Origin of the sequence: Streptomyces sp. NPDC051286, from assembly GCF_044455345.1 — a bacterium.
GTDB lineage: Bacteria > Actinomycetota > Actinomycetes > Streptomycetales > Streptomycetaceae > Streptomyces.
Genome location: NZ_JBITER010000026.1, coordinates 50,321 through 68,216, shown reverse-complemented (window position 1 = coordinate 68,216; position 17,896 = coordinate 50,321). Strand labels below are relative to the sequence as shown.

9 protein-coding genes, 1 tRNA gene and 1 pseudogene are annotated in these 17,896 nt (G+C 69.5%); 5 read left to right on the top strand and 6 right to left on the bottom strand.

The window, feature by feature from the left end; translation table 11 throughout:
• Positions 1 to 55 precede the first annotated feature (55 nt).
• From cobN to ACIBB8_RS24730, 3 genes are all read left to right on the top strand, one after another.
• Positions 56 to 3,655: a cobaltochelatase subunit CobN gene (cobN, locus tag ACIBB8_RS24740; RefSeq protein ID WP_398955531.1), complete on the top strand. Its 3,600-nt coding sequence runs from the start codon at positions 56 to 58 to the stop codon at positions 3,653 to 3,655.
• A gap of 365 nt (positions 3,656 to 4,020) precedes the next feature.
• Positions 4,021 to 5,652 carry an adenosine deaminase gene (locus tag ACIBB8_RS24735; RefSeq protein WP_398955529.1) on the top strand — a complete coding sequence of 544 codons (1,632 nt, stop codon included), beginning with the start codon at positions 4,021 to 4,023 and terminating at the stop codon, positions 5,650 to 5,652.
• 466 nt (positions 5,653 to 6,118) lie between these two features.
• Entirely contained in the window at positions 6,119 to 6,433 is a 315-nt protein-coding gene (locus ACIBB8_RS24730) for a beta/gamma crystallin domain-containing protein (RefSeq protein ID WP_398955527.1), read from the top strand.
• Positions 6,434 to 6,719: 286 nt separating this feature from the next.
• Here ACIBB8_RS24730 and ACIBB8_RS24725 read toward each other — a convergent pair whose 3' ends face one another.
• A complete protein-coding gene (locus ACIBB8_RS24725) occupies positions 6,720 to 7,922 on the bottom strand; it encodes a hypothetical protein (protein WP_398955525.1) in 1,203 nt (400 codons plus the stop codon).
• Between the two features lie 519 nt (positions 7,923 to 8,441).
• Here ACIBB8_RS24725 and ACIBB8_RS24720 point away from each other — a divergent pair.
• Positions 8,442 to 9,620 (top strand): NAD(P)/FAD-dependent oxidoreductase, encoded by a 1,179-nt coding sequence (locus ACIBB8_RS24720; protein ID WP_398955523.1) that lies wholly within the window; start codon positions 8,442 to 8,444, stop codon positions 9,618 to 9,620.
• Complete coding sequence (locus ACIBB8_RS24715) at positions 9,617 to 10,621, top strand: RNA polymerase sigma-70 factor (RefSeq protein ID WP_398955521.1); 1,005 nt, start codon at positions 9,617 to 9,619, stop codon at positions 10,619 to 10,621. Before ACIBB8_RS24720 ends, ACIBB8_RS24715 begins: the two co-directional genes overlap by 4 nt.
• 152 nt (positions 10,622 to 10,773) lie before the next feature.
• Here ACIBB8_RS24715 and ACIBB8_RS24710 read toward each other — a convergent pair whose 3' ends face one another.
• From ACIBB8_RS24710 to ACIBB8_RS24690, 5 genes and pseudogenes are all read right to left on the bottom strand, one after another.
• On the bottom strand, positions 10,774 to 14,325 hold the full coding sequence (locus ACIBB8_RS24710; protein WP_398955519.1) for a protein kinase: 3,552 nt from the start codon (positions 14,323 to 14,325) through the stop codon (positions 10,774 to 10,776).
• 204 nt (positions 14,326 to 14,529) lie between these two features.
• Positions 14,530 to 15,315: a DUF7019 family protein gene (locus ACIBB8_RS24705; RefSeq protein ID WP_398955517.1), complete on the bottom strand. Its 786-nt coding sequence runs from the start codon at positions 15,313 to 15,315 to the stop codon at positions 14,530 to 14,532.
• Between the two features lie 121 nt (positions 15,316 to 15,436).
• A tRNA-Lys gene (locus ACIBB8_RS24700) sits at positions 15,437 to 15,509 on the bottom strand.
• A 92-nt stretch (positions 15,510 to 15,601) separates the two neighbouring features.
• Positions 15,602 to 17,122 (bottom strand): amino acid permease, encoded by a 1,521-nt coding sequence (locus ACIBB8_RS24695; protein ID WP_398955515.1) that lies wholly within the window; start codon positions 17,120 to 17,122, stop codon positions 15,602 to 15,604.
• 280 nt (positions 17,123 to 17,402) lie between these two features.
• Positions 17,403 to 17,896 (bottom strand): annotated as a pseudogene (locus ACIBB8_RS24690) (RNA helicase); the annotation flags it as partial.

The window sequence follows — 17,896 nt, the reverse complement described above, 5'->3', positions numbered from 1 at the left end:
GACCCATTCCGACACCGCCCGGGGCGTGGACACCCCGAGGAAGGCCCGACGCCGCATGATCCTGCTCCTGTCGACGTCCGACACCGACCTGCTCAGCGCCCGCGCCGCGGACGGTCCGGTGACCTACCGCTACGCCAATCCCTCGCGCCTGCCGCTCGACGGCCTCCCCGTTCTCCTCGACGGCGCCGACCTCGTCGTCGTACGCCTCCTCGGCGGGGTCCGCGCCTGGCAGGAAGGGCTCGACCAGGTCCTCGCCACCGGCAGGCCGGTCGTCGTCCTCACCGGCGAACAGGCCCCCGACGCCCAGCTGATGGCCGCCTCCACCGTCCCGATCGGGCTCGCCGCCGAGGCGCACGCCTACTTGGCGCACGGCGGCCCGGCCAACCTGGACCAGCTGGCCCGGTTCCTCTCCGACACCGTGCTGCTGACCGGCCACGGCTTCGAGCCTCCGGCACCCGCACCGTCCTGGGGACCCCTGGAGCGCACCGCGCGCGCCTGTGACGGCCCGACCGTCGCGGTGCTCTACTACCGCGCCCACCACATGAGCGGGAACACCGCGTTCGTCGACGCGCTCTGCCGGTCGATCGAGGACGCGGGCGCCCGCGCCCTCCCCCTGTACGTCGCCTCCCTGCGTACCCCGGAACCCGCACTCATCGACGAACTGCGCGCCGCCGACGCCATCGTCACCACCGTCCTCGCCGCGGGCGGCACCCGGCCCGCCGAGGCATCGGCGGGCGGCGACGACGAGTCCTGGGACGCGGGTGCGCTCACCGGACTCGACGTACCGATCCTGCAGGCTCTCTGCCTGACCAGCTCGCGCAGCGACTGGGAGGACAACGACGAGGGTGTCTCCCCGCTCGACGCGGCCAGCCAGATCGCGGTCCCCGAGTTCGACGGCCGGCTGATCACCGTCCCGTTCTCCTTCAAGGAGATCGACGAGGACGGACTGCCCACGTACGTCGCCGACACCGAACGCGCCGCACGCGTCGCCGGAATCGCCGTACGCCACGCACGGCTTCGCCACATCCCGGCCGGGGACAAGCGCCTGGCACTCGTCCTCTCCGCCTACCCGACCAAGCACTCCCGTATCGGCAACGCCGTCGGGCTCGACACCCCCGCCAGTGCTGTCGCCCTGCTGCGCCGACTGCGCGCCGAGGGCTACGACTTCGGGCCCGAGGACGAACTCCCCGGCCTGGTCTCCGGCGACGGCGACGAGCTGATCTACGCCCTGATCGAGGCCGGCGGCCACGACCAGGAGTGGCTGACCGAGGAGCAGCTGGCCCGCAACCCGGTCCGTATCCCGGCCGCCGACTACCGGCGCTGGTACGCCACGCTCCCGGACGGACTCCGCGACGCCGTCGAGCGGCACTGGGGTCCGCCGCCCGGCGAGATGTTCGTGGACCGCTCCCGCAATCCGGAGGGCGACATCGTGCTCGCCGCCCTGCGCCGCGGGAACCTCCTCATTCTCATCCAGCCGCCCCGCGGCTTCGGCGAGAACCCGATCGCGATCTACCACGACCCCGATCTGCCGCCCTCGCACCACTACTTGGCCGCGTACCGCTGGATCGCGGCGGCGCGGGACGACGGCGGTTTCGGGGCCGACGCGATGATCCACCTCGGCAAGCACGGCAACCTGGAGTGGCTGCCCGGCAAGAACGCGGGCCTCTCCGCGGACTGCGGCCCGGACGCGGCACTGGGCGATCTCCCGCTCGTCTACCCGTTCCTGGTGAACGACCCGGGCGAGGGCACGCAGGCCAAGCGCCGCGTCCACGCCACCCTGATCGACCACCTCGTGCCGCCGATGGCCCGCGCGGACAGCTACGGCGACATCGCGCGCCTGGAGCAACTCCTCGACGAACACGCCCAGATCGCCGCGATGGACCCGGCGAAACTGCCCGCGATCCGCGCCCAGATCTGGACCCTGATCCAGGCCGCCAAGCTCGACCACGACCTCGGGCTCGACGACCGCCCGGACGACGAGGGTTTCGACGAGTTCATCATGCATCTGGACGGCTGGCTCTGCGAGATCAAGGACGCCCAGATCCGCGACGGCCTGCACGTCCTGGGCGGTGCCCCGGCCGGTGCGGACCGGGTCAACCTGGTCCTGGCGATCCTGCGCGCCCGCCAGATCTGGGGCGGTACGGCGTCGCTGCCCGGCCTGCGCGAGGCACTCGGGCTTGACGAGTCCGCTGCCACCCGCACCACCGCCGACGAGGCCGAGGAACAGGCACGCGCCCTGGTCCAGGCGATGGAGGACGCGGACTGGGACCCGGCGGCGGTCGCGACCGTAACGGCATCGCATCCCCGACCGGTCGCGGACATCCTCGACTTCGCCGCCCGCGAGGTGGTCCCCCGGCTGTCCGCCACCACCGCCGAACTCGAGCACACCGTCCACGCCCTGAACGGCGGCTTCGTCCCGGCGGGCCCCTCCGGATCCCCGCTGCGCGGCCTGGTCAACGTCCTGCCGACCGGCCGCAACTTCTACTCCGTCGACCCGAAGGCGGTCCCGTCCCGCCTCGCCTGGGAGACCGGTCAGGCCCTGGCCGACTCGCTCCTGGAGCGCTACCGCACCGACAACGGCGAGTGGCCCACCTCGGTCGGCCTCTCCCTGTGGGGCACCAGCGCGATGCGCACCTCCGGCGACGACGTCGCCGAGGCGCTGGCGCTGCTCGGCGTCCGCCCGGTCTGGGACGACGCCTCGCGCCGCGTCACCGGCCTGGAACCGATCGACCTCGCCGAGCTGGGCCGCCCGCGCATCGATGTGACGCTGCGCATCTCCGGCTTCTTCCGAGACGCGTTCCCGCACACCATCGGCCTGCTCGACGACGCGGTACGTCTCGCCGCTTCCCTCGACGAACCGGCCGAGCAGAACCACATCCGGGCGCACGCCCAGGCCGACCTCGCCGAACACGGCGACGAACGCCGGGCCACCACCCGCATCTTCGGTTCCCGCCCCGGTACCTACGGAGCGGGTCTCCTCCAGCTCATCGACAGCCGCGACTGGCGCACCGACGCCGACCTCGCCGAGGTCTACACCGTCTGGGGCGGTTACGCCTACGGCCGCGAACTCGATGGGCGCCCGGCCCGCGACGAGATGGAGACGGCGTACAAGCGCATCGCCGTGGCCGCCAAGAACACGGACACCCGAGAGCACGACATCGCGGACTCGGACGACTACTTCCAGTACCACGGCGGCATGGTGGCCACGGTCCGCGCCCTGCGCGGCACCGCCCCGGAGGCGTACATCGGCGACTCCACCCGCCCGGAGACGGTCCGCACCCGCACCCTCGTCGAGGAGACGTCCCGCGTCTTCCGCGCCCGCGTGGTCAACCCCAAGTGGATCGAGGCGATGCGCCGCCACGGCTACAAGGGCGCCTTCGAACTCGCCGCGACAGTCGACTACCTCTTCGGCTACGACGCGACGACGGGCGTGGTAGCCGACTGGATGTACGACAAGCTCACCGAGACGTACGTCCTGGACCCGACCAACCGCGAATTCCTGCAGCAGGCCAACCCCTGGGCCCTGCACGGCATCGCGGAACGCCTCCTGGAGGCCGAGTCCCGCGGCATGTGGGCCGAGCCGGACCCTGCGGTACTGGAGGCGCTGCGCCGGGCGTTCCTGGAGACGGAGGGGGACCTGGAGGGCGAGGACTGAGGGCCGGCAGGCGTACGTGGGTGTGGCGCTCCGTTCCGCACGGGGCGCCACACCCACCGCGCCGCCCTCTCGTCGGCTTCCCCGGCACCCGGTCCGACCGCACCACGGCCGGTCACGCGTGAGCCGCCCGACCGGCCGTCCCCCGAGGGGCGGTCGGCCGACCGACCGTCCGTGCAGGAACAGGCCGTACCGGACCCACGCCGGCCGCGGAGCAGACGGCCGACGAACAGGTGGGTGCGCCGGACGCTCGTGGACCGCCGGGAAGAATCGGCAGGACGTCTGGCGTGATCACTCGGCCGGGTGGTCCCGGCCGGGTGACCGCCCGTCGCGCGTTCAGCATCGGCGGAACTCGGGATCATGCGCAGGTGATCTCCGTGAACCGCCGCTCCGTGCGCCGCCCGCGTGGCCTCCTGGCCCCGATCGGTCTCGGCGCCCTCGCCGTCCTGTCCCTGCTGCCGGGCTCGCTGCCCGCCGCCGCGCAGCCGGTGGCCGCCACCCGGTCCCCCGCCGCCGTACCCCTGCCCCCGCCCACCCGTGGGGAGTCCCTGGCCTCCGCGCGGCTCGCCGCGATCCGGCACGATCCGGCCGCGCTGAAGGCCTTCTTCACGGCATTGCCGAAGGGAGGGGACCTGCACAACCACCTGTCCGGCGCCGTCTCGACCGAGTACCTGATCTCACTCGCCGCAGAAGACGGCCTGTGCATCGACGAGACGACGCTGACCGCGGTGCAGCCACCGTGCGGCCCCGGCCGGCGGCCGGCGTCGGACGCCCTGCCCGACGGCCCCTTCCGCCGCTCGGTGCTGCAGGCGTGGTCCATGCAGGACTTCCCGCCGGGGCAGTCGGGACACGACCACTTCTTCGACACCTTCGGGAAGTTCGGTGAGGTCACCTGGCGCCACCGGGGCAAGCTCCTCGCCGAAGTGGCCAACACCGTCGCGGGGCAGAACCAGTTCTATCTGGAGACGATGGTGACCCCCGCGTCGGACGGCGCGAGGGATCTCGCCGCCGAGGTCGGCTGGGACCCGGACCTGGCCAAGCTGCACGGCAAGCTGCTGGCCGGTGGCAAGCTCGACAAACTGGTCGCCGAGGCGAGCCGGGAGACGTTCGAGTCCGACGCGGAGTTCCGCACGGCAGCACAGTGCGGCACGCCCCGCGCAAAGGCCGGCTGCCGGCTGCCGGTGCGCTGGATCGCCCAGGTGTCGCGCGGCAGTTCGCCCGAGCGGGTCTTCACGCAGATGGCCCTGGGACTGCGCCTCGCCGAACGGGACAAGCGGTTCGTCGCCGTCAATCTGGTGCAACCGGAGGACTGGGACAGCTCCCTGCAGAACTACAGCCTCCAGATGCGGATGCTCGACTACCTGCACCGCGTGTACCCCAAGGCGCACATCACCCTGCACGCAGGCGAGTTGTGGCCCGGACTGGTCAAGCCCGAGGACCTGACCTTCCACATCGGTGAGGCCGTGAACATCGCACACGCCGAGCGCATCGGCCACGGTGTCGACCTGGTCCACGAGGACAACTGGCAGCAGCTCGCCCGAACCATGGCCGCCCGGCAGATCGCGGTCGAGGTCCCGTTCAGCAGCAACGCGCAGATCCTCGGGGTCAAGGGCGCCGACCACCCCTTCACCACCTACCGCTCCTACGGTGTGCCCGTCGTGCTGGCCACCGATGATCCCGGCGTCTCCCGGATCGACATCAGCCACGAGTACCAGTACGCGGCCACGACGTACCGCCTCGGCTACCGCGACCTGAAGGATCTCGCGCGGGCCTCCCTGGAGTACGCCTTCCTGCCGGGCACCAGCCTCTGGCAGGGCAACCCGCCCCGGGACGGCTACCGTCTCGCCGGCGCCTGCCGCCACGACATCCCCGGTACGCACAACCCCCGGCAGCAGTGCCGACGCCTCCTGGACGCCAGCACCAAGGCGCGGGTCCAGTGGCGCCAGGAAGCCGCGTTCGCGGCCTTCGAACGGCGGATCGCTGTCACCACGGCAGGCTGACGGACACGACGCACCCGCTCCGGACACCACGGGCGCCCTCCGGCACATGCGTGTGCCGGAGGGCGCCCGGCTGCGAGCCGGCCACGCTGCGCGCTGATCCGGCGGCGGAGCGAGCGGAAAGAGCGCGTCTCCGCCTGCTCGTCACCCCCGCGCCGTCGGCGGTACAGCCCCATGTCCCGTGAGCGCCACGATCGGGTGATGATCGGGTCCGGCAGTTCGTGTTCGGGGTGTTGTGGCTGAACGCGGGCTGGAGGCCGTTACGTTGAATGTCCCGGTTCCTGCGGCTATGTTCCCGACGGGTGCGCCGCGAGGGGTCGGTCTGGTGTACAGCTGACCGTTTGCCGGCTCGACGAAGCACCGTTCGGTCATGACGCAACGTCGCCGGCAGGACCGAGCCGTGCGCCGGCCTTCGCATGAAGGAGAATCTGTTATCTCGAACAGCAAGAGGATCGCGCGTTCCATCGCCGTGACGCTCACCGCAGCTGCCGCGCTCACCCTCAGCCTGCCGGGCGGCAATGCCTTCGCCATTGACCACGTCCAGTGCGTCGGCGGAGAGAACTTTCTGAAGATCTGGTCGCATCTCGACGGCCGTGACAGCGTCGACTGCTACGCGAACGCCGGGAAGACCGACTTCGGCGGATGGTGGGTCGACCGGATCTCCACGGGCAACAACGACCTGATCTACTACGACGCCAACGGCGACTCGGTGAAGATCGAGCGCTGGCACGACATCACCTTCCCGAACCACCCGCCGAGGGTCGTCGCCATCCAGATCCTGTGACACGTTGACATCCGGTCACACGCATGTGCCGGAGGGCGCCCGTGCACGCAGCGGGTACCCGTCAACGAGGGAGCGCCCCGCCCTGGTCAGAACCGGGCGGGGCGCTCCCTCACAGGTCACCGCTGGTCCGTGCGGCGGTACCTTCGCCGGCCCTGTCGCTGATGGTGCGTCAACTCCGGTCAGCACAAAGGGTGCCCGAAGCCTGTCTGTGCGTACCGACCGGGGCACCCTTCGCAGCTGACTATACGCGTCGGACAACCCTGCCGAAAGGGTCGTGGATCGGGTGCTACGGAGGCCCGGAACCGAGCAGTGTGAAGGCTCCGTACGCCCCCGACGCGAGCGCTGTCACGCTCACGACCGCCGCCGCGAGCGCCCTTCGCCGGGCGCCCGCCAGGGCCACCGCAGCCGGCAGCAGCAAGGGAAACGCGGGCATCATCAGCCGGGGCCTGGACCCGAAGTAGCCTGACCCGATCAACGAGATCACGACCACCATGACGCAGTAGACGATCACGGGCAACGGTTGGCGCGGCCGCTGCCGTACGCACGACCACACCACCCAGAAGAGGAAGGCGAAGGCGGCGCACAGTCCGAGCCCCGCGAAGACGTTGCGGCCGAACTGTTCCGCCACGAACACGGCCAGCGCCACCCCACCGTCGATCCGATTGTTCCAGTCTGCCTGGATATCGAAGTACGCGAACGGGTTCCCCTCCCGCACGGCCACGAACACGATGTACGACAGCCAGCCCAGCGGGGCCAGACAGACACCCACCACCATCCGCCGGCGCGTCCGGAGCGGTTCACCGCCGCGCCATGCGGTGACCAGCCGCCACATCGCCGTGACGCCGATCGCTGCGATCAGCGCGGCCGCGACCGGCCGGGTGAGCCCAGCGCCGGCACACAGCACACCCGCCGTGATCCACCTGTCGGTCAGCACGGCGTACAGCGCCCAGGCCGCCAGGGCCGTAAACAGTGTCTCGGTGTACGCCATGGACTGCACGAACGCCGTCGGGTACACCCCCCAGAGCACGGCCAGCAGTACGCCCGCCCGGCGCCCGTACATCCGCGCACCCACAGCGAAGATGCCACAGGCGGCGGCGAGCGAGGCGAGCCATGAGATCAACAGGCCCCCGCCGGCTGCGTCAAGGGGCGGGAACAGGACGGACAGGCCCCGTTCCAGCGCGGGCAGGAGCGGGAAGAAGGCCAGATCGGAGTGGAGGGTGCCGTCCGGGAGCCGGACCTCGTAGCCGTATCCGTGTTCGGCGATCCGCTGGTACCAGACCGAGTCCCAGCGGCCAGTCAGCCGGTGCATTCCGTCCTTGCCGGTGACGGAAGCAGTGAGCACGAGGATCGCAAGGCCGGTGAGCCGTACGGCAATGTAGCCCAGCAGCGCGGGCGCGGCGTAGCGGAGCGAAACCGTCAGCGAACGGCACACGGAACCTGGCCGCAGGTCGGTGGCCCGCGAGAGGGGGACGGCCTTGGTCTCGGGCATGCTGGAGCGTACCGGTTATCGGTGATCACCGCGCAGTATCGGCCTCGGTTTCGCCGGCCCGGCGCCGGCTCCAGACAGCCAGGGGGCCGAGTGTCGCAGGGGCCGGAGCACTGGCCCATGACGGTCCGTCCGAAGGCGTCCGGGCTCACAGGGGGCTGGTCTCGCGCGACGGCAGACCTCCAGGGTTGAACGACGCGGGGTCGGCGCGTTGAGCTGGATCTGGGTGCCTGTCAGTCTGCGCCGTCGAGGATCTGATACCGGAGTCGTACGCGGAGTTCGGCTTCATCGGGTGTGAGGGGTTCGCGGCTTTGGCCGCGGCGGCAACCGTTGACTTCGGTGTTCTGCTCCGCCTCAGAGCAGGCCCGATACAGCCAGGCACGTGGTGCATCTTTCCGGCTTACCAACGAGGACGTCCAGTGTGACGCGGGTCGCATTAAAGGGCTGTCACGTCCGGCGGGGGTTGCTTGTCCCATGGGCGTCACCGGCACAGAAGCCGGTGCCCGACCCTGGGAGATTGCGATGACCAACGGCCACCACATCGTCGTTCTCGGCGCCGGTTACACGGGTATGTTCAGCGCTATCCGGCTGGCCCACCGCACCCGCCGGACCGGCGTGAAGATCACCCTGGTCAACCCTTCGAGCCGGTTCGTCGAGCGTCTGCGGATGCACCAGATCGCCACCGGGCAACAGCTGGCCGACCACCGCATCCCCGACCTGCTCGCCGGTACCGGCGTCTCGTTCGTCCAGGGCACCGCCACCGCCATCGACCCCGACACCCGGCGCATCACCGTCGACGGCGCCACGCCCCTCGGTTACGACACGCTCGTCTACGCGCTGGGCAGCTCGACCGACACCGGGAAGATCCCCGGCGCCGACGTCCATGCGTTCACCCTCAACAGCCCGGAGATCGCCGCCCGGTTCGCCCCGCGGCTCACCGAGGTCGCCGCCGCCGGCGGCACGGTCACCGTCTGCGGCGGCGGCCTGACCGGCATCGAGGCGGCCACCGAGATCGCGGAGAGCCACCCCGGCCTGCGCGTCACGCTGATCAGCCCGGACGAGCCCGGCGGCATGATGGGCGCCAAGGCCCGCGCCCACCTCCACCGCGCGCTGGACCGCCTCGGCATCACCCGGGAGACCGGTGCTCGCGTCACCAAGGTGCTGCCCGAGGCGGTCGAGCTGACCGACGGCCGGATCATCCGCTCCGACGCCTGCCTGTGGACCGCCGGGGTCAAGGTCTCGCCGCTCGCGGCCGACGCGGGGATCGCCACCGACGATCGCGGTCTGATCCGGGTCGACGCCACGCTGCGGTCGGTGTCCCACCCGGAGATCCACGCCATCGGTGACGCCGCCGCCGTCCGCCTGGCCTGGGGACAGCTCCACGGCTCCTGCCAGAGCGGTCTGCCCACCGCTCAGTACACCGCCGACACCGTCGCGCGGCTGGTGCGCGGCAAGGCCGTCAAGCCGTTCCGCTTCGGCTACTACCACCAGCCGGTCAGCCTCGGCCGCCGCGACGCCGTCATCCAGTTCACCAGGACCGACTTCACTCCCCGCCGCCAGTGCCTTACCGGCCGCGGTGCCGTCGTGTACAAGGAGATGGTCAGCGGCAGCCCCCTCATGACGTACCGGTTCAGCAAGCGCATGAACGTCAGCACGATTGTCTCCAAGGGCGGCCGCGCCACCCGCAGGCCCGTGGCATGACCGGCACGCCCGTTCCCGGCGCCGTGATCCACGCCTTGCCGTCCGGTTCGCGGCGCTGGCAGCATGAGCCAGTGATCGACACCGGCGCCGGGCAGGACCCGTACCTCGCACACCGCAGGCTGCTGTTCGCCACCGCTTACCGGATGCTGGGCAGCGTCACCGACGCGGAGGACGTCCTGCAGGATGCCTGGCTGAAGTGGAGCACCACGGACCGCGACACGATCAGCCACCCCAAGGCCTACCTGGTGCGCACGGTCACCAACCTCTCCCTGAACCGCCTCACCTCCGCGCAGGCCACCCGCGAGACCTACGTCGGCCCATGGCTCCCCGAACCCCTTCTGACTTCCCCGGACATCGCCTCGGAGGCCGAATTGGCCGACTCCGTCTCCACTGCCATGCTGGTCGTGCTGGAAACCCTCAGCCCCGTGGAACGCGCCGTCTTCCTGCTCCGCGAGGTCTTCGGCTACTCGCACAGCGAGATCGCCGAGACCCTCGAACGCCCCGAGCCGACGGTCCGTCAAATCGCTCGCCGGGCCCGCGCGCATGTCCAGGCCCGCCGCCCCCGCTTCGACGCCGACCCCGACCGACGCCGGCAGATCACCGCCCAGTTCCTGGATGCCTGCGCGGGCGGCGACCTGAACGCCGTGATGGAACTGCTCGCCCCCGACGTGACCGCCTGGTCCGACGGCGGCGGCAAGGTCACCGCGGCCCGTCGCCCGCTCCACGGTATCGACCATGTCGCGCGCTGGCTCCTGGGCTTCCTGGCCAAGCCCGAACTGGCCGACCTGACCGTGGAGCCGGCCGTCATCAACGGCGAACTCGGCATCCTGGCCACCCTCGACGGGCACACCGTAGGCGCCCTCTCCTTCGACTTCGGTGACGGCCGTATCCACAAACTGCGCTTCCAGGTCAACCCCGACAAGCTCAGCGGCCTGACCCCTGACAACAGCTTGGCGTCCCCTGAAGCGTTCAAGCACGGAGCCATTCCGGCATCGCCCTGAGCCATGGCGAGTCATCCAGGGCCGCCGCAGTCCGTCGCTTGCGACGCCGAAGGCGCCCTCGACGGATCTGAGTAGCCCCGATGCCTTCACATATCTACGGATCCGAACCGACGGACTCAGCGCGTCCAAGCAGGGCCACCGACGTCGTCGTCTCAATCGGCTGCCTCACGAGCGGCCAACTCCCAGTCGAGCTCCCATACACGTATGCTTCCAGCCCCGCTTCCCGAGAGCACAAAGCGGCCGTCGGGTGTCATTGCCAGGCAGGTGAGGCCCGCCTCATGGTCATCCAGGGCACGCAGGCGACGCCCGGTGGTGACATCCCATACGACAGGAGAGGCCCTGAATCCGCCCGAGACCGCGACGTCACCCTTTGCGGTCATCCGGAGAAAACGGTTGGGATCTCCCTTCAAGCCCAGCGGATCGTCCGTGCTGAACGACCGAACGAGTTCCCCCGACGCCGTGTCCCACAGTCGGATCCCCTCGTCTTCGCCGGTCAGCGCGAGACGCCCGTCTGCGCTGAGGCACACCGCGCTCATCGTGTGCAGGAACTCGCCGCGCAGGATGCGTGTGGGCTCAGCACGTTGGAGGTCGTAGAGCTGCACCATGTCGCCCCGGGCAAACGCGGCAAGGCGACCGTCGGAAGCCGTCGCGATTTCATCGACACGGTGACGCCACGCTGATCGCACCTCGCGGCCTGTCCCCAGATCCCAGATCCGAACGTGGCCGCCGTTGTTGCCGACCACGGCCTGTTGCCCGTCGGCACTGAACCGAGCGGGTCCCGAGGCGGCGCGTGGCCCCAGAACCCATTGGCACTTGCCCGTTTCAAGGGACCACAAGCGCACGGTGCCCTCCCTGCTCCCTGACAAAACCAGCCGCCCGTCAGAACTCAAGCAGACTGACTCGACCCTGTCCTCGTGGCCCTCGAGAAGCCGTGTGCAGGTGCCCAAGTCGACCGCCCACACCCGGACTGTTCCGTCGTTACTGCCCGACACTGCGACCCGTCCGTCGCCGGAGACGTCAACCGCACCCACATAGTCGCCGTGCCCGACGAGGACCCTGGGCGACCACGCTGCTCGGAGCCCCGTCTTCCTGCAGTGACGACTCAGCGCCCACCAGGCGGACAGGACCTTCCGCTCGCGCTCATAGCCGGCGGTCTTCCGGGCCTCGGTGAGCAGGCCGAGAGCCGCCGGAAAGCGGCCCTGTGCCATCGCCTGTTCAGCCTCGGCGACCCGCGAGTTCACCAAGGTGCCCCGTCGGCTCAACTCAGTGTGCGGACGCGGCCGGGTCAGGCTCGGAACAGCGTCGTACGCCGTGGGCAGTCGCCATCGTCGCACCTTTCTGTCCTGACCGGCGGACAGCGCGAACCTGCCATCGGGGGCCAGGACGACGATGGCCGTCCCGTTCTCGTGCCCCGGAAAGGTCCTCAGGCATCGGCCGCGGTCGATGTCCCAGAACCGAATGGTGCCGTCGAACACGTCCCCGGAGAGCAAGAACTTCGCGTCGGGGCTCAGCGACAGCGTGTCGGCCGTATGTCCCGTCAGAACGCGGACACACCTGCCATCGGCCAGATCCCAGATCCTTATGGTCCGGTCATGACTCCCGGTGGCCACGAAACGTTCGTCGGCGCTCACGCAGATGGCGGTCACATACGACGTGTGCCCGGTGAGGACGTGCCGGCAAAGACCGGTGTCCAGATCCCACACCCCCACGGATTCCGACCGGCCGGCCCCCCAGGCACCGCTGCCGGCACTGGCCAGCAACCAGCGCCCCAGCGGGCTGGTCCGGACCAAACGCGCGCGCCCGATGTCCGGTGCACGACTCCGCCCTTGCTCCCCACTGCTGGTGTCCAGGAACCGGAAACCACCGTCCGCGCCCGGCCAGTACGCGACGAGGCCGTCCTGGCTCAGGCCGACCCGGGCAAGTTGCATACCGGAGCGGTCCGAGTCCAGGGAAGTGACCGGGTAATCACGCGAGGCGTGCTCGTCAGCCAGGTTCCAGAAGCAGACGGTTCCCTCTCTGTCCGCGGAAACCGCAAACCTCCCGTCCGGGGTGAGGTCGACGGACTGTATCGGCTTGCGATGGCCGTCGAAGACCTTCAGGCACCCTCCGGTGCCGACGTCCCAGAGCCGCACCTTGCCGTCCCAGGTCCCGGTTAACGCCAACCGCCCGTCGGGAGTGAGGGAGAGCGCGGCATCGTCGTGGAACGCCACGGGAGCAACCGCGAAATCCGATCCTGGAGGCGCCGAGAGTATGGCCTGTCGAGCGGATTCCAGCGCGTGGGGCTCCCTCAAGGCGGGCTCGCCGCGAGAGAGCGGCTGCCGACGCGGGTACGGTGGCCACGCGATCTCCCACTCGTCGACGCACCGAGCATCAGTGATCCCGCCGGACCGGGTGGCGCGCAGTGCGGCCTGGATGTCCGGCTCGTCGCTCCATTCCTGCGGCACACCCTCCAGAAGTGCGCAGGCCGAGGCGAGGTCCCCGCGTTCCATGTGCACCTGGGCGAGCAGATGACTCGCTTCCCAAGCCTCGCCTCTGTCTACCCGAAGCGCTTCCATCTCGGCGATGAGTCCCTGGTCGGTGACGGTGCCGGCTCGCCACCGTGCAAGGCCCGCGTTGTAACGGGCCGACATATTCTGCGGATCAGCCGCCAGCGCCTCCTTCAAAGCCCGCTCGGCCTCGTCCGGTCGGCCGAGGTCCAGCAGCGACAGCGACCGATTGTTGAACTCATCGGCACGCAGATCGGCCGCCACGGGAGCCTTACGCGGATACGGAACGCCCACAGCCTCCCGATGGACGTCGGCCAGGACGGTGACGACCTCGGCCATCGAATCCGGCCGCCGCGCCGGATCCTGGTGCAGGCATCTCGCCAGCAGGTCGGCCAGGCCGGACGGCATGGCCGGCAGCCCGGCCGCGCCGCCGCGGCAGCTGTCCAGCGCCGCACCTGCCTCCGGTCCGTCATCCCAGACGGGGCCGCCGGTGAACATCTCCAGTACCGACACCGCGAAGCTGTAGATATCGGTACGCCGTCCCAGCGGACGGTTCTCCGTCTGCTCGGGCGAGGCATACTGCCGTGTTCCGCCACCGCCGCCCGGTACGAGGACGCTGGCGCCGGGTGCGGCATCCGGATCGGCGGATGGGGCGTCCGGTTGGAGCCTGGCTGTCGCGTTTCGCGCCAAGGCCAGTCCGAAATCGGTGATCTTCGCGGTGCCGAAGCCATCCAGCAGCACGTTGTCCGGCTTCATGTCCTGGTGCACCAGACTCCGGCTGTGCGCGTAGTCGAGCCCCCATGCCATCTGGATGGCCACATCCAGTATGCGCGCCAACACCGCTTGTTGACCGCCCTGGTACAGCCGCCGGTCGTCGACCCACTCACGAAGGCTGCCGCCCGGCACGTACTCGGCGAACACCCGAGGGATGCCGCCCAGCGTGCGAACGTAGTGGCAGCCGCACACATGCGGGTGCAACCCCAGCGACACCCACGTCTCGGCTTCGGTGATGAACAACTGACGGGCGGCTTCAGTCTTGAACAGGGCCGGCCGTGGGCATTTCACCGCCAGGTCGACACCCCACATCAGGTGCCGCACACGGTAGACCACCCCCATCCCACCACGCCCGATCACGTCTGCCACCTCGTAGAGGCCATCGACTACGTCACCGACCCTCCACGTGGACAGCATCCCAACGTCCTCCTGCGGCACACTCATGTCGGCCTCCGTGTTGAGTGTGCGCGCCTAGGGCGTGTTTCGAAAGTAGCGTCGTCCGCCCGTAGGGCGGGCCTGGCGGCGTCTGGTGCGTGCGATCGCAAGGCGGAGGGTCACCCCGATACCGGTCGTATCGGGGTGAGCCCGACAACGCGGCGAGCGTGCGTGCCAGGCGTCGCCAGGCAGGCGGGACTTTCGAAACACGCCCTAGTCGACCTGAGCCACGTAGATCGGCGAGCCAAGCAGTACGGACATCCCGCCACGCGGATCGAAGTCCCCGCCGGGGCTGGTCCCGTGCAGCAGCCGCTTGGCAATGAACTCGACGTTCTGTGCGGGGGTCTCGAGACCGCGGACCGCCCGGTGCACGGTGGTGAGCGCTGCGCGATCGGCGCGGGCGAAGCCGTCATCGACCGCGTCGACGACCAGTTCGTCCTCCAGCTCGGACGCCGCACCCAACTGGCTGAGCATGATCGGCATCAAAGACGACGAGGCACGAGACTCCTCTACGCCTGGGACCGAGCCCAGCAGGTGCCGGGCGGACCCTCCGAGCCCCACCACGTTACGGTCGTCCCAGCCACCGAGAAACACCAACGATGGATCCGGGTCGCCGGGCATCGCTCCCCACCTCATCGGCAGCACACCCCCGAAGAACTGGCCCGGTTCATCGACCGATCCGAGATCGCCGTGATCCTGCAGGTGGCGCACGACCCGTTCAAGCCGCGAGAAACGGTCGGCCGCCGGTGGCTCGACAGTCCGCTTCGCCGCGACCATGTGCAGGTTCACACCTAACTCGGTCGTGCGCTTGGCCGCGAAGCCTGGGTCGATCTGTGACAGCAACATGTCCACCTTGCTGTCACTGATGTAGAGGTAGTACCGAACCGTCATAGCCACCCCGTCGCGGTTCTGGCCACGCACGGCCGCGTGGACGCCTTCACACCCCGAAAACCGAGTATGCCCGCCGCCCTGCTCGAATCGCAGCGATTCGATCAACAAGCCCCACAACCTCACGCATCGCTCACGCACGAGGCCGGAAAAGACGAAGCGCCCCGACCGGATGAAACCGATCGAGGCGCTAAGTAGCAGGTCAGAGGGGGTTTTCCCTCGCTGCTGGCGGTAGGCCGTGTGGGACTCGAACCCACAACCAACGGATTAAAAGTCCGCTGCTCTGCCAATTGAGCTAACGGCCCTCGGCGCATCACCCCTGAGCATAGCCCGCCGGAGCCCGGCCGCCGATCGGGTATCGGTTGCCGGGCCTGTCGAGCCGACTCCGGGGGGTCGTTCAATCGGCGGTGATGTCCGCGCTCGTGCGCTTGTGATCCGGTTTGAGGAACCAGTGGCGGGCTGACACGACCCACCATGTCGCCGCGAAACCCAGGACGGCCAGGACGGCAATCGGGGCGTAGTTGAACGTCTCCCAGGTGACGGGGGACAGCTGCGGCAGCATGAAGAGGACCGTGATGACCGCCACCCACACCACCGCGACGATCCCGATGGGCCGGGACCAGCGGCCCAGGTGCCAGGGGCCCGGGGTGAATTCGTCGCCGCGCACAAGGCGGAGCAGGGTGGGGATGACGTACGCGATGTAGAGGCCGATCACCGCGATCGAGGTCACTGCGGCGTACGCGGTGACGTTGATCAGGTACGGGAGGCCGAGGGCCAGCGCGCCGAGGGCGGCGAGCCATACCGCGGCAACGGGGGTGCGGGTGCGGGAGCTGACCGTGTGCCAGACGTGGGAGAACGGGAGTGCGCCGTCCCGGGAGAACGCGTAGATCATGCGGCTGTTCGCGGTCACCGACGCCATCCCGCAGAACAGCTGCGCGCCGATCACGACCAGCAGCAGGAGCTTGCCGGTGGTGGCACCGAGGGCGTCCAGGAGGATCTGGGCAGGCGGGGCGCCGGTCGGTGAGTTCAGGGCTCCGTCGTACGACTGGATGGCGAAGGTGAAGCCGAGCAGGAGGACGAAGCCGGCGATCCAGGAGGTCCAGATCGACCTGACGATGCCGCGCGGGCCCGCCGTCGCCGCGTCGTGGGTCTCCTCCGTCATATGGGCGGAGGCGTCGTAGCCGGTGAAGGTGTACTGGGCCATCAGCAGGCCGATCATCACGACGTAGAAGCCGCTGCCCCAACCGGTGTTGTTGACGAACTCGGTGAAGACGAACGACGCCGACTGGTGCGAGTCCGGTGCGAAGGTGAGGGCGCCGACGATGACGGCGACCCCGAGGACGTGCCACCACACGCTCACGCTGTTCAGGATCGCGACGATGCGGACCCCGAACGTGTTCAGCAGCCCGTGCAGCAGCAGGATCGCGGCGAACAGCAGGATCGTCCGGCCGGGCGTCACCTCGAAGTCGAACTGGAGGTTCAGATAGGCCCCCAGGAAGGACGCCGCACCGAAGTCGATCCCCGCTGTCACGGCGACCTGGCCGAGGACGTTGAACCAGCCCGTGAACCAGGCCCAGGCCGCCGCCGAGCGCGGCGGGGCCAGCCGGTGCGCCCAGAAGTAGAGGCCCGCGGAGGTCGGGTACGCCGAACAGATCTCCGCCATCGCCAGGCCGACGAACAGCGTCATCAGACCGACGCCGACCCAGCCCCAGGTGATGACGGCGGGTCCGCCGGTGTTCATGCCGAACAGATACAGCGTCAGGCAGCCGGAGAGCACCGAGATGATCGTGAACGAGACGGCGTAGTTGGCGAAGGCGGACATCCTGCGGGCCAGCGTCTGCGTGTATCCGAGCTGCGCGAGGCGCTCCTCGTCGGAGACGCCCGGCGGTGGCTTGCTTTCGACCTCGTCTGTTGTCATGACCCCAGCGATGCCCTCGGCCCGGTGCACACATGCGGTCGTCGTGGTTACGAATGGGAAAACATGCCTCGCAACAGGACAGGAAGGGCGCGGCCCGCAGACCGCGCCCTCGTGCTGAGGAGTCGCGTCCGAAGAGGTGCGTACGTCAAGAGAGCCTGGAGTGCATCTGCCAGCCGCTCCCGACCTGCACCACCCGTAAATCAAAAGCGGGCCCAACTCCTGAAGAGCGGGCCCGCTTTCGGTTCAGTTTTTCAGCTGTTCAGCGAGTTTCGCGTGAACGTCAGCCGTTGCGCTTCCAGCGCGGCTTGTCGTCGCGGCGGCCGAAGGAGCCGGTGTTGGTACCGGTGCCCGTGCCACCGCGGTGGTCGTCGCGGCGGCCGGTCGGGCGGTCGCTGCCACCGGAGCGGAAGCCACCCGAGGGGCGGTCGTCACGACGGTCGCGGTTGAACGGACGGTCGCTGCCACCGGAGCGGAAGCCACCGGACGGGCGGTCGTCACGACGGTCGCGGTTGAACGACGGACGGTCGTTGTCGCGGTTGAAGGACGGACGGTCGTTGTCGCGGCGGAAGCCACCCGACGGGCGGTCGTCACGACGCTGGAAACCACCACGGTCGTCACGACGGTCGCGGTTGAACGACGGACGGTCGTTGTCACGGCGGAAGCCACCCGACGAACGGTCGTCACGACGCTGGAAACCACCACGGTCGTCACGACGGTCGCGGTTGAACGACGGACGGTCGTTGTCACGGCGGAAGCCACCCGACGAACGGTCGT

Excerpts from the sequence above, each read along its gene's own strand:
- cobN (WP_398955531.1), top strand. The coding sequence starts at position 56 with ATGATCCTGCTCCTGTCGACGTCCGACACCGACCTGCTCAGCGCCCGC.
- ACIBB8_RS24725 (WP_398955525.1), bottom strand. The coding sequence starts at position 7,922 with ATGCCCGAGACCAAGGCCGTCCCCCTCTCGCGGGCCACCGACCTGCGG.
- ACIBB8_RS24720 (WP_398955523.1), top strand. The coding sequence starts at position 8,442 with ATGACCAACGGCCACCACATCGTCGTTCTCGGCGCCGGTTACACGGGT.
- ACIBB8_RS24715 (WP_398955521.1), top strand. The coding sequence starts at position 9,617 with ATGACCGGCACGCCCGTTCCCGGCGCCGTGATCCACGCCTTGCCGTCC.
- ACIBB8_RS24710 (WP_398955519.1), bottom strand. The coding sequence starts at position 14,325 with ATGAGTGTGCCGCAGGAGGACGTTGGGATGCTGTCCACGTGGAGGGTC.
- ACIBB8_RS24695 (WP_398955515.1), bottom strand. The coding sequence starts at position 17,122 with ATGACAACAGACGAGGTCGAAAGCAAGCCACCGCCGGGCGTCTCCGAC.